This window comes from Burkholderia perseverans (assembly GCF_022870505.1).
Lineage (GTDB): Bacteria > Pseudomonadota > Gammaproteobacteria > Burkholderiales > Burkholderiaceae > Burkholderia > Burkholderia plantarii.
Genome location: NZ_CP045094.1, coordinates 4,154,667 through 4,166,265, shown reverse-complemented (window position 1 = coordinate 4,166,265; position 11,599 = coordinate 4,154,667). Strand labels below are relative to the sequence as shown.

General features: G+C 59.0%; 8 protein-coding genes and 1 pseudogene. 7 read left to right on the top strand and 2 right to left on the bottom strand.

Features of this window, described 5'->3' with window-relative positions:
- Positions 1–19: 19 nt before the first annotated feature.
- The 7 genes and pseudogenes from maiA to BpN12_RS33105 all read left to right on the top strand — a co-directional run bounded on the left by maiA (position 20) and on the right by BpN12_RS33105 (position 8,693).
- The gene (gene maiA, locus BpN12_RS33135) at positions 20–685 is read left to right on the top strand and encodes a maleylacetoacetate isomerase (protein WP_246796282.1); all 666 of its coding nucleotides are present in this window, start codon (positions 20–22) and stop codon (positions 683–685) included.
- Positions 686–783: 98 nt separating this feature from the next.
- A complete protein-coding gene (locus BpN12_RS33130; protein ID WP_042626316.1) occupies positions 784–1,185 on the top strand; it encodes a cupin domain-containing protein in 402 nt (133 codons plus the stop codon).
- A 101-nt stretch (positions 1,186–1,286) separates the two neighbouring features.
- The gene (locus BpN12_RS33125) at positions 1,287–1,691 is read left to right on the top strand and encodes a GFA family protein (RefSeq protein WP_246796281.1); all 405 of its coding nucleotides are present in this window, start codon (positions 1,287–1,289) and stop codon (positions 1,689–1,691) included.
- 310 nt (positions 1,692–2,001) lie between these two features.
- Positions 2,002–3,081, top strand: a complete 1,080-nt coding sequence (locus BpN12_RS33120; RefSeq protein ID WP_246796280.1) for an MFS transporter — start codon at positions 2,002–2,004, stop codon at positions 3,079–3,081.
- A gap of 1,337 nt (positions 3,082–4,418) precedes the next feature.
- Positions 4,419–6,104: a helix-turn-helix domain-containing protein gene (locus BpN12_RS33115; protein ID WP_246796279.1), complete on the top strand. Its 1,686-nt coding sequence runs from the start codon at positions 4,419–4,421 to the stop codon at positions 6,102–6,104.
- Positions 6,105–6,236: 132 nt separating this feature from the next.
- Positions 6,237–6,568: pseudogene (locus BpN12_RS33110) on the top strand (IS3 family transposase); the annotation flags it as partial.
- A gap of 652 nt (positions 6,569–7,220) precedes the next feature.
- Positions 7,221–8,693, top strand: coding sequence for a phospholipase D family protein (locus tag BpN12_RS33105; protein WP_246796278.1), 1,473 nt, complete (start codon positions 7,221–7,223; stop codon positions 8,691–8,693).
- 13 nt (positions 8,694–8,706) lie between these two features.
- On the opposite strand, the gene BpN12_RS33100 is transcribed toward BpN12_RS33105, so the two are convergent.
- Both BpN12_RS33100 and BpN12_RS33095 read right to left on the bottom strand, forming a co-directional pair.
- Positions 8,707–10,206, bottom strand: a complete 1,500-nt coding sequence (locus BpN12_RS33100) for a TRM11 family SAM-dependent methyltransferase (protein WP_246796277.1) — start codon at positions 10,204–10,206, stop codon at positions 8,707–8,709.
- Positions 10,203–11,456, bottom strand: coding sequence for a DNA methyltransferase (locus BpN12_RS33095; RefSeq protein WP_246796276.1), 1,254 nt, complete (start codon positions 11,454–11,456; stop codon positions 10,203–10,205). Before BpN12_RS33095 ends, BpN12_RS33100 begins: the two co-directional genes overlap by 4 nt.
- Positions 11,457–11,599 lie beyond the last annotated feature (143 nt).

Below are 11,599 nucleotides of genomic sequence, written 5' to 3'. Positions count from 1 at the left end.
TTCCAGCAGGAGAACCGCAATGTTTACGCTACATGGCTTCCAGCAATCGTCGGCGTCGTTTCGGGTGCGGATTGCGCTCAATCTGAAGGGCGTCCAGTACCAGACGCGATCGCACGATCTTTCGCGCGGAGAACATCGCGCCCGGGGTTATCTGGCGATCAATCCGCAGGGGCTGCTGCCGTCGCTCGAAATGCCCGATACGGTTTTGACCCAGTCGCTGGCAATCATCGAATACCTCGACGCCCGTTATCCGGACCCGCCGCTGCTGCCCGAGGATCGGCTCGGTCAGGCCAGGGTGCGGGCCTTATCGCAGCTGATTGCGGCGGATACGCATCCGGTGACGTCGATGCGCGTGGCGAATTATCTGAAACAGACGCTGCGGCACGACGATGCCGACATCCGGGAGTGGCGGTATCACTGGTTCCGGGAAAGCTTCGGGGCGTTTGAGGCGCTGCTGGAAAAAAGCCCGGAAACCGGCCGATTCTGTTATCGCGACCAGCCGACGCTGGCCGATATCGCGCTGGTTCCCCAGGTCTTCACGGCACGTCGGCTGGGCCTGCCGTTCGACGCGTGGCCGACCCTCACCGGAATCACCGACGCCTGCATGGATCTACCGGCTTTTTCACAAGCTTACGGCGAGGTCTATACACCGTTTTCACGCGTGAGCACATCCACGGTCGGCTGAACGTCATGCCTGAAGCATCAAACAGATTCTTGTCGCGATAGTGGCGAGTAGTTGTCGAGAGTGGGTACTTCTTTTTTGAACCAGCACGGAGAAACAGCATGGAAGAGCTTAAATCGAGAGAAGAAGAAGCTGCGCTGACCGCGGCGGTGGGGTCCTCCTATGTACAGGGGGGCATCAAGCGCACGGTGCTGCAAAAAACCAGCTTCCCGAAGGATTACACCGTCAGCGTCAACGTCATCAACCTGCCGGCCGGCACCAGCGCGTCGCCGCACATTCACCCGGGCCTCGAGATCACCTACGTTCTCGAGGGTGAATTCGATCTCGTCACCAAGGGCAAGCCGGATCAACGGTTCACGCCCGGCATGTCCTATCTGGTTACCGACCAGGACGAGCATTTCGCGCGCGTGCTGGGCGACAAGCCGATGAAGCTGCTGTGCGTATTCATTCAGCGGGACGGCGAGCCGGTCGCCAAGGTGGTGGGCAGCGCGGAAGTCCGGTAATTCGGCGCATGCGGTAACGATGGCCGAATGACCGCGCCAATCAGGAAAATAATTCGACGCCTGATTGGCGCGGTCGTCATCAATGAAGGGAAGGAGGCGTCATGCCGGATCGTCAAGGCGGATGTTTGTGTGGCGCGGTGCGTTATGTGTTGAAAAGCGAGCCGCGCGTCATTACGATTTGCCACTGTACGCATTGTCAGAAACTGAGTGGCAGTCCGTTCTCGTTCAACCTGGCCATCAGGGAAACGGATTTTGAACAAAACGGTGAAACCAAACTCTTCATGGACACCGGAAGTAGCGGAAAACCGGTACACCGCCATTTTTGCGGTAACTGCGGGTCCCCGATCTTTGCGAAAATTGCCGCGGCGCCCGGCAAGGTGATTGTGAAAGCCGGAACGCTGGACAATCCGGACGGGCTGCAGCCACGGGTCGAAATACATACCGAACATTCGCTGGAATGGCTTGCTCCGGTGGCCGGCGCGACGCGCTTTGCGCAGGAACCTTGAATGCGCTGCCGGCGTGGAAACGGCCCGCCCGGTACGTTCGGCCCGCTCGGCGGGATCGTTGACAGCCGGCCCTGTCTCGTAGGTCGAAACGCATCCCGATGCGCGTCGAACGGAGATCGCGATCAATCAGTACTCGCGGACGCCGTCCACGCACCTTGTCACTCAGACGCGGCGACGAAAAGGTAATGGAGGCTCACCAGTGAAACAGACGACAAATCGATCCACCGGCAATGCGGGTGGCGCCGCGGCGGTAGCGTTTCCCTACTGGGCATTGTGGGCAGCCTGCTTCCTGGGATATACCGCGATCGGCATGACCATCCAGGTCATTCCGACCTACGCTCGCGAGCACATGGCGGCGAACGCCATCGAGGCCGGGCTGGCGGTGACGATCGGGTCGCTCGCCAGCATGGTCATCCGGCCCGTCGCCGGCCGCCTTGCCGATCAGCGCGGCGGCAGGCCCGTGGTCATGATGGGCTCGATTCTCGGCTCGATCGGCGGGCTGGCGCATCTGGTCGCCACCAACATCCCGACGCTGGTCGTCGCGCGCGTGATCCTCGGCCTGGGCGAAGGCGCGCTGTACACGGCGGCGATCGGCTGGGTGCTCTCCAACGCGGACCCGGCGCGGCGCGGCAAGATTGCCGGCCACTTCGGCCTGTCGATGTGGACCGGTCTGGCCGGCGGCCCGATCCTCGGCGCCGCGATACTGGCCCTGCGTGGATATACGGCGGTGTGGGTGGTGGCCTGCGTGCTGCCCGTGGTGGCGTGGCTGCTCCTGCTGCGCAGCCCGCGTACCCCCGCGCCGCCGCCGAGCCAGGACGGCCGCCGCGCGATCTTCCCGCGCGCGGCGTGGGCGCCCGGGGCTTCGATGGCGTTTGCCAGCTTCGGTTACGGCGTGATCGCCGCGTTCCTGGTGCCGCGCTTTCTCGCGCTGCATCTGCCGGGCCAGGAATTCGCGCTGGCGGTGTTCGGCATCACGTTCATGCTCGCGCGCTTTCTCGGCAGTCCCGTGGTGGACCGGCTCGGCGCGCCCACCGTGCTGATCCTCGCGGTCATCGTCGAAGCGGTTGGCCTGTTCGGATTGTTCGCCGTCACCGACGTCTGGTCGGCCTTCATCTGCACCGGGCTGGCCGGCGCCGGCGCGTCGATGCTCTATCCCTGCCTCGCCAGTCTCGTGACGGAGACGGCTTCCTCGCACGAGCGAACCGCGGCGTTGGGACTGATGACGTCGGCATGGGATCTCGGGCTGGCGCTGGGCGGGCCGGTGGGCGGCGTGGTGGCCGGCGCGACCAGCGCGCCTCCGTTCGCCATCGCGGCGGTCGCCGCGCTGGTGGCGATCGTGCCGCTCGTGGCGCGTTCGAAGCGGGTTCTGGCGCCGTCGCGACGCGGCTAGCGAGGGCGGCGCAGGGGCTGGACGCGCCGGCTTGATCGCGTTGCCGGCGCCGGACGGGAGTCTGTCTCGTCTGGCCCGGATCGGGCTCCAGCTCGGCGTGTGCGTTGCCGGCACGGCGCGCCAGAGGCTTTCCTGCGCGCGGCCGTCGTTCGGCCCGTTTCAAGCGGGCGAAGCTTCGACCACCCGGCGACGAGCGAGCGCCACGAAGCGCGGCTTCGCCTCGACTCGTTTGATGACCTGCAAGTCCATGCCTTCGTCACGCGCGGCCATCGAGGATGACCGCGCCGGGCCGGCCCCGGCGCTCCTGCGCCACACGCGGCACCGAACGCAGCAAACCATTGACCATCGATCGCCTCGACGCTATCGGCGTTGAGCCGGCGTTGCGTCTGCTGCTCGGCCATTTCCCGCGACGGGAAGCATCGCGCCATCCGGCGCGACACATTAAACATTTCGCGCAAGTGATATCCGCGCGGCGGCGCGTCTTTGCCCGTCGAGATGAAATGCGAGTGGCGAAATGTCATTTTTCGTCAGAAGCGTAGGTAATCTGTGGCGTGTGATCCGCTATTGCGGCGAGTTTATGAATTTGGCGGAAAGTTCCTGAAAATAATTGAAATTACTCTTTGGAATCAGTTAGTTGAGAATAAATAAATCTGTATCTAATTCATTTTGTTTGTGCATCAAAATCGGAATAGTCGTTAGACTATATCCACAAGTCGTTCGCAATCTCTCGCAGTGGTTATCTGACGAATTCAGTAAGTGTTGAGTGAAATGAGCGATCCGACAAGCCTGAGGCCACGGCGATACGCGGAGCCGATAGCTATCCCTCGGTGATATCAAAATGAAGAAGCTGAACGACTTCGTGCCGGCCAATCACCGCCCGCGCCCGGTCGTATCCGGCTGAACGATGTGCTCGAGCGCACGGAAGGGCGACTGCCCGAGCGGCGCCCCGGAGAAGCGGATTCGCGCGTTGCGAGTGCCGGCTCACGGATAACCGACATGGTCGAGTAGGAAGGCCGGCGGTGCGGCCGAAGCCGACGCCGCGGCTGACATGCTCGCGCACGCCGCAAACCGACGACTGCACGGGCGGCCCGGCACGACGCCGGCCCGTGGCCGGGCGCGACTTGAGCCGTGGCTCCGCTGCCCATCGGGGCCGCCCGAATGACAGAAGTCCATCGTGAAATGGACGAACCACGCCGACGCGGTGCTCTTTGAAAAGACACCCACGCGTCGACCCGACGTATTTCAACAGCCCTGCCAGACCCGTCCGCAAGTTCACAGCGAAATACCCCCCGCAAGACAGGCATGCGTTGCGCCTTAAAAGCAAAAAAGAGGAGACGATGAAAGGACGACCGAAAACACGGATCGCATTGACGGAGCGTGAATCGAGCGAACTGAGAGAGCTCGCGCAAAGCCGGGTGGCGGCACCGGCCGTTGCGATCAGGGCGAAAATCGTGCTGGCGTGTGTCGAGACGGGAGACAACACACGCGTGGCGGACATGCACGGCGTCAGCGAACGGACCGTAAGAAAGTGGCTGGCGCGTTTCAACAGCGACCGCATTCCAGGCCTGTACGATGCACCGAGATCGGGGGCCCCACGCAGGATCGACGATCAGGTCGTTGGACTCGTGAAGGTACTGAGCGGTGGAAGCGTCGCCGTGCAGCCGAGCGTGGCGCAGATTGCGCTCGCTTCCGGTATTTCCAGGTCGACGGTCACGCGGATCCGAAATTCGATCGTCGGCGAGAAGGCGGCGCCACCGGCGCCGCGGCCGCTCGATACGCCGCCGCGCAAACGCTCGGCCAAGGTGATCGGCATGTATATCGATTCGCACGTCAAGGTCGTTGTGCTTGCAATCGATGAGTCGAGGCATTCTGACTCGCAGGCCGAAATAATCGGGAATCCTGAGATTGATTCATCGAGCGAGGTTCGGCCTCTCGAGCAGGCGTTTCATGCCTTGCTCACCGAGATCAGAAGGGTCAATCCGCCTTCCGTCGCCGTGGAGGCGGACCGGTCGGTGGCCGACTTTGTCGACGTGATGTGCCGCAGTGCACACGCTTCCGAATTGCATGTGTTCGTGCTCGGAAACGTCGGCGAACTGGCTGCGCTGATATCGGCACGCCAGCGAGAGAATGCAGGACGCCACGTGCATGCGCTTCGAGACGACCCGCAGCTCGGCCGCCGCATGGCGGACGCCGTGTATGGGCACACGTCGTTCAGCCGTTCGCTGTCCGCGAGACCGATGCCGTGCAGTCTCGTCCAGGCTTTGGCCGCTTACGCCGGCGGTGACGCGGATTCGGGCCGGCGCGGCTTCTTTTGCTGGATTCAGACCCACGACGATCCGATGCCGCACCGCGCTCCGTGGCTGGCTGCGCCGGCAGCCGGAAACGATGTGCGGAACATGACGGAGCACTGGAACAGCGGGCGATCGGTGGACGACCTGACGCTCGCGTTCGAAATGGCGCCCATCGGCCTGCTGGTGACGAGACGCCGGATTGTCGAGACCTACAACCTCGCGTTCAGCAACATGTTTGGCTATGACCGGGATGCGCTCAAGGGGCGCTCGCTCGAATCGCTCTATCCGTCACCGGAAGAATTCTGGCGGCATGGCCAACGCATGATCGTGGCGCTGCGCAACACCGACTTCTACTCCGACGAGCGGATCATGCGGCGCATCGATAACACGCTGTTCTGGTGCCATGTCGCCGGACGCGCGCTCAATCGCGACGACCCGTTCGCCACGGCCGTGTGGACTTGCGAGGACATTTCGACGAGCCGGCGCATTTCGGTCGACCTGACGGCCCGGGAACGGGAAATCGCGCATTTCATCGTGCGGGCGAAAAGCACCAAGTACATCGCCAAGCATCTCCATATCAGCCCGCGGACCGTGGAGGCCCATCGCGCGAGATTGATGCGGAAATATGGCGTGCAGAGCGGTGCCGAATTGATGTCGCATTTGATGGGCACGCTCTCGACGGAGGCCGGTGGTGGTCCGGTTGAGGAGTTGCCGAGGCGATTTGCGCGGTGAGGTGAGGCTGACGGGGCGGCCGTGCTCCATCAACGGCGATGCCCGCAAAGCAAAAAGCCCGGTCAGCTTTCGCTAACCGGGCTTCAAAATGCTTGGTGGGGCGTGAGTGACTCGAACACTCGACCTACGGATCTGTTGATGGCTGTTGTGCGTCGCCAACCGAAGCAATCCGTGTTGGTCCATTCTGACCAAGGGAGCCAGTACGGCAGTGATGAATGGCGTCGCTTCTGTCAGGCACACCAGCTCAAGCCCTCGATGAGTCGACGCGGCAATTGCTGGGACACTCAGTCAACGCCGTGGCGGAATCCTTTTTTAGCAGCCTGAAGAAGGAATGGATACGCAAACGCATCTATAAAACTCGCGATATGGCGTGTGCCGACGTCTTCGACTACATTGAGGTCTTCTATAATGGAACCCGCCGCCATAGTCATCTCGGCGGCCGGAGTCCCGAGGCCTTGAACAAGCCGCGGCGTGAGGGGCAGGGGTGTCTAGTGTCCTCTGGGCAGTCCAAGAATTTGACGAGCATACCGTGTCGCGCGAAGGCCACGGCTGATAACAGCTGGCTCTGACCTAAGTTGGACTCTATGCGTTGGCCTTACAATGATGGATCGCCAATGAACATTAATGCTTCCCATGCCGAGCCGGAAAGAGATGCAGCTCGACTAGAACGGCAAACTGTACGTGCGGCGCAGGCGCTGGCGAGCGTCGAGGCGGGCTACTACGTGACCGACGACGAGCTTGACGAAAATGCGGAAGCGAGCCAAGCCCAGCGTGTGCCGTTCCGACGTAAGTTGGCCTGGTGTCGTTGCCGTCGCGATTGTCAATAGCTACCAGCACCCGGCGCATGCCATGCGAGAGGGTATTTGTGCCCCTTGGCCTCGTGTCCAAAAGGCCGAAAGGCCGTGATCCGCGCATGACAAGTCGCTACGTTATCGATGGTCGCGACGATATCAGTCCCGATCTGCTCTTACGGCTTGAGCGTGCGAGCATGAACGCTGCTCCGTTCTGAGTGAGCTCGCAAATATTTGTCTGCATCGGCGTAGCCGTCTTTCGCCTCACTGGTGGTGTAACATCTTGTCATACCACGATTAGCAACGGCGAAGCCATAGCAAAAAAATGAGATACCACGACACGGGCAGCAAAGATGCCGGGCAGGCACTGGCGATTTGGTTTGAACAAGTCTTGGCGGAGGACATAACAGAGCTTCGGATACAGTCCGGCTATTTCACATTCGACGCAGTTCGTGCGATCTCCGCCTTCCTCAAAGGTGCGATTGAGAAGGACTTGCGAGTTCACCTTGTGCTGGGGTCGAACGAAGGAGATACCTTACACTCGGACGTTTCGAGGCTTGCGCTTAAATTGGGCCTTCCGAGATCGAACGCCCGGCTTGCAGTTGTCAACTTTGGAAACGCGCTTTTTCACCCTAAGGTCTATCACGTGACCCGAGCCGACGGCCATGAGGCTTCGTTCGTTGGCTCAGCAAATTTCACTGCGTCGGGGCTTACGGGTAGCAATGTCGAGGCAGCACTTTCGATAGATACACGTGAAGGAGATTCGCACGAACTTTTGATCCAGGTACGGACTGCAATTGATAAATGGTTTGACGCTGCGCCAGAAGATGGCGTGGCAATCATTCATTCTCAAGCAGACATCGACAGCCTGCTGGAGCTCGGACTATTAGCTCAAGCGAGACCCCCTCGCAGCCAAGGTTTGAATGGGGGCGATAGCTTAGGCACGAGCCGACGAGCAAAACGACAGAAGCTCGTCAAACTTCCGCCGTGGCCAGATGCTGAAGAAGAAGCGGAGGTCGATCAGGCAGACGTAGCGGATCCTACGGCGGTCGAAGAGGGAACTGACGCTACGCCCGATCAAGGCAGCAACGGTGAAGCGGCCGGTACTGCCGCCCAGCCTCTAAGCACTGTCGGTCCCGACGGAGCAAGCACAACGGCCGACGAGTTGGGCCTTCTGCCAGTTGAGCGGCGCACAGGATTTCCTGAGTATCTCTTCTTCGAACCTGGTGCTACGCAGCCTACGAGAGGCTGGGCTGCGATGTCGGGACAGCAATTGCCGGAACCGTCCGTCGGTCTCATTCTGCGCCTTACTAAGGACAGCGCCCGTCATTTTAGTGGGGGTGACGGGACTGCAAACATTAGCATCCCTGTTGCAGTTATTCGAACGTTCCGATTCGGGGTGTTTGAAAAATCAGGACGCCCCCGTGCCGAATTCGGGCTGTTCCTCCGCTACTATTCCGACACGCTTGTCGTTGAGCGAGAGGCCAATACGAACGTTATGGCGTACGGTTTTATGGTTGGCGAAACGGGACACGGGGACTTGAGAATGGTGCTTCCCGCAGCAGTGAAAAAAATCGCTAATGAGCTCAACAAGCAAGGACAGCGTGTGCCAAACGAAGGCGATCTCTTCCTGCTGGAGTGGCCGAGTTCGGAAACCGATTCTTTCGGCTTGACGTTCCTCGACCCACAATCATCCATCGCTGTGCAAACACGAGCATTGTTTCAACAGGCTATAGATAGCAGCACCCTCGATGGAGGGGCGTGTGGGCTACCTCCCGGGCTTTCACCCGCTTGGTAAGCCTTCATTGCCTTCATGCCTCAAGGATGACCAGTGCTTCCGTCGTACTGGCATTTTTGGCATGGAGGCCATATCGCTTGTACGTCTGCAGCTCGACCGTTTCGACATGATTCCAGCCTCGTGAGACCGCTAGGCTCGCCAGATGCGCTGGTGTATCGATATCGAATCGCTTCCCGCTTAGAACTGTATGATTGCCGCCCACGATCAATCCATACATGCCTCCCCGCTTCATGACCTTCCGCACGGAAGCAAAGGAATCAGCCATTCCGGCAAAGTATCGGTATAGCAGCCTAGGAACAGCTTGCCGCCGGAACCCGTCTTTTTCGCTTAACGCTTCCTGAAGCTCTATACACAAGTTGGCTTCGTTGTGCGGAAGGTCGCTATCGTTACGGAGGAGTGTTTCGAGGAGTTCCTGCTTACTTTGACCACGAATCTCTCGACTTCCGACCAGTTGGCTTTCAAGAGATAGGATATCTGCGGGAGCAAGCATGTCCAACCAAACCAAACTCAAGCGTTGCGTATCAATATATGGCAGCGCGGTCGCGTACGGTGGGCTTGTCAATGCTGCGTCAAATCCTCCTGATGGAATGCTCTCCATTTCCGAGAGAGACAACCTGCAGTCGTGTAAATGAGCATGCGCGCTGGTGCTCAATAGCCCCAAGATATTTTGCGAGTCTGCTAGTTTCTTCGCGAAATTTGCGACGGCGGTTTCGAAGGCCGAAAGATATGCGATGTCTGGCATCGGGGAGCTCCGCCGGCGGATTCTCAAGTCGCTCGGTTCCTGCTGTGAGTAATCTCGCAGCAAGTTCGAAGCGATTACGAGAAGAATTTCTCGGGTGTTCTCGGGGGCCAATGAGATGGCATGCCTTAAGTGCTCAATCGTTCGTAGGACGTCTTCAGGAAACCAATTTTCTAGGTACGCTCGGCGTAAGCTCTCTTCCTGTTCGATTTTTTGGGATTTACGCACTACGTTTGCTACTTCTTGCGCGGCTACGAGAAGCGATTCAGCGGGCGTAGCCAAAGCCCTCAGCTTTGCGTTTGCAAGGAAAACGGCCAAAGGATTGATGTCGGTACCGAGTCCATTGATCCCTAGGTGTGCCGCTTCGACCAGCGATGTTCCGCTACCGCAAAATGGGTCGAGGACATTGTGACCGGCAGTGACTCCAAAGATGTTGAGCAACGCTTTTGCAACTTGGGGATTGAATTTTCCCTTGTACTCGTGAAGACCATGCACTGAGTAGCGTGTTGACTGGCGGTTCTGGCCGTTGCCGTTCACTCGCTCTAGAAGGGCTTGTTGAGTTGGCTTAAGGGTTCCGTTGGCACCTCGCGATTGAGACGCGACGTAAACCAGCCGACTCGCCTGTGCGGGCGTGTTCGGCTCTTCAACGAGAATCCCTATCTCGGTAGACTGGAGGCTGCGTGGTGCCAGCAGCTTATTTACCTCTCGAACTGCTAGCTGTTGCTCGTAAGGGTAGTACTTGTATTGATGCCAGTTGAGTAGGAGCGTGCTCATTTCTTTTTGAGTACCAAGACTGATTCAGTCTTGATGTTTGCGTGAGAGAGATTGAACGACTTCCGATTGGCATTGATTGGGCGCTCTAGTTTCATAACAGGAGCGAAGCCTAGTCTTTGACCAAGGTCGTAAATCATCGAGCCGTTATCTACTACTCGACCATGGATCTTAGAGCGACCAACCACGACGCAAGCAAAGCCACCGGGAACGAGTACGCTGTCCAGTAACGAAAGTGTGGTTCGCATCTGCTCTTCGAAAAGCTCAGCCGTGTGGTGATTTTTTTTGAAGAAATGGGCGCGAGCACCAATCTCGTGTTGCTTTACGGCGATCGGATCGAATCCGAGCCACCACATTCTGTACTTGTGATACAGCCAGTACTCGTACGCATTCGGATAGGGAGGCGACGTAACGACAAGTCCTACCGGTCGGGAAATCTGTTTTGACTGGACTTCCAGGATGTTTGCTTCGATTACTTGGCTGTCTGCTAGTGACCAGTCTCGGCTCGCGAGCGCTTCGTTAAGCTTTTTGGCCGCTGCGCAGAATGCGGCGAACACATCGTCGCGATTAACACCTTTGTCGACCGCGGCGTAGCGTGTATCGCTATCTTGATTTGAAACGCGGACCAAGATGCTGGAGAGTGTCAAACGCAACTGATCGAGCCACATGGTGTACTGCGGCTTTGCGATAGTTGAGGCGATGGCTGTGACTGCAACTTGAATGTCTTTCTGGAACCAATGATCGACGTTTGGGATATCAGGCGTCTCCGCGTCCTTCACGGAGCGTGCAGCGTCGATTACCGACACGACAGCATCGACGAATCCCGGCGCAAGTGGAGAAGTCTTCACCCTAGAAATCAGACATGCGATCGGGTTCAAGTCCACGCCGACAGAGGGGAAACCTGCTCGTTGCGCTTCCACCAAAGTGGTGCCCGAGCCGCAAAACGGGTCCATTACGGCAGTGCCCTGAGGGATCTTCAGGTGCTCAAGGAAGGTCGCTGGAATAGCGCCGATAAATTTTGCCGGATACGGATGTATCGATTCGATTTTCGGTGCGGATTTTCGGTGCGCGAAGGTCCAATCGACCTGCCGCAATTGTGCGTCTTCAGAGTCCGCGCGGGGCGTTGAGCAGTTTAACGGGCGCGGGCTTGGAGCAGGTGCGATGCGTCCGGCCGTTTCGTTCCCGAACAGGTCTCTCGCCGTGTCTTCGATTACTGCGGGCGTGTTTTCCATAAGTGGCTCGAACTTCATCATCTAGATCCCTTCGTCAGGGGTTTTTCGTTGCTGCGCATTGCCTTCTTGATCCGTGCTCGCGACCAAGTCGTGTTCTTCGCAATATGCGAGGACGAGGTACTCAATCATGTTCGCCATGCTGCGTCGCTCACGACGCGCCGCCG

Coding starts and splice junctions, on each gene's coding strand:
- BpN12_RS33125 (WP_246796281.1), top strand. CDS start 1,287: ATGCCGGATCGTCAAGGCGGATGTTTGTGTGGCGCGGTGCGTTATGTG.
- maiA (WP_246796282.1), top strand. CDS start 20: ATGTTTACGCTACATGGCTTCCAGCAATCGTCGGCGTCGTTTCGGGTG.
- BpN12_RS33120 (WP_246796280.1), top strand. CDS start 2,002: ATGACCATCCAGGTCATTCCGACCTACGCTCGCGAGCACATGGCGGCG.
- BpN12_RS33105 (WP_246796278.1), top strand. CDS start 7,221: ATGAGATACCACGACACGGGCAGCAAAGATGCCGGGCAGGCACTGGCG.
- BpN12_RS33100 (WP_246796277.1), bottom strand. CDS start 10,206: ATGAGCACGCTCCTACTCAACTGGCATCAATACAAGTACTACCCTTAC.
- BpN12_RS33130 (WP_042626316.1), top strand. CDS start 784: ATGGAAGAGCTTAAATCGAGAGAAGAAGAAGCTGCGCTGACCGCGGCG.
- BpN12_RS33115 (WP_246796279.1), top strand. CDS start 4,419: ATGAAAGGACGACCGAAAACACGGATCGCATTGACGGAGCGTGAATCG.
- BpN12_RS33095 (WP_246796276.1), bottom strand. CDS start 11,456: ATGATGAAGTTCGAGCCACTTATGGAAAACACGCCCGCAGTAATCGAA.